This is a genomic window from Lysinibacillus mangiferihumi (genome assembly GCF_003049665.1).
In the GTDB taxonomy this organism is placed as follows: domain Bacteria; phylum Bacillota; class Bacilli; order Bacillales_A; family Planococcaceae; genus Lysinibacillus; species Lysinibacillus mangiferihumi.
In genome coordinates, this window is record NZ_PYWM01000126.1 from 1 (window position 1) to 449 (window position 449).

Sequence of the window (449 nt, forward strand, 5' to 3'; positions counted from 1 at the left end):
TTAGAGATAGTAGAAAGAGCAAAGCAAACTTTTTTAGAAAGATGCTGGCACATCTCATCAAATAAAAAAGCAGACTAAAATAGCCTGCCTTAAACAATTAACTATACATGTCCACAACCGTTGTTATGCAACTCGTTTGTAAAAATAGTGGTTTATTGCCTTCAAAATTATCATTTTTAAAAGCGAAAGTATGATTTTTATATTCCATTCTATGGTTTGAATCATGTCTTTCAATAGCAATAAATTTGAATCTACTTAGGTTGTTTAGTAATTCATAGTAATAGTCTTTCTGCCAAGAATAACCTGAATGAGTTACTTCTATATTAGGTATTTCATTGTAAAAAGAAATGTCATCAAAGCCATCGACGATAATTTCAGACCCATCTGAAATACAAATTTTTAAAACCATATCCATATGTATCACCTACCTTTCTATCCAAATTGTAACA

General features: G+C 29.8%; 1 protein-coding gene. It reads right to left on the reverse strand.

The features are described 5' to 3' along the window. Positions 1-97: 97 nt before the first annotated feature. Positions 98-415, reverse strand: a complete 318-nt coding sequence (locus C9J37_RS27895; RefSeq protein WP_107897952.1) for a hypothetical protein — start codon at positions 413-415, stop codon at positions 98-100. Positions 416-449 lie beyond the last annotated feature (34 nt).

Excerpts from the sequence above, each read along its gene's own strand:
- C9J37_RS27895 (WP_107897952.1), bottom strand. The coding sequence starts at position 415 with ATGGATATGGTTTTAAAAATTTGTATTTCAGATGGGTCTGAAATTATC.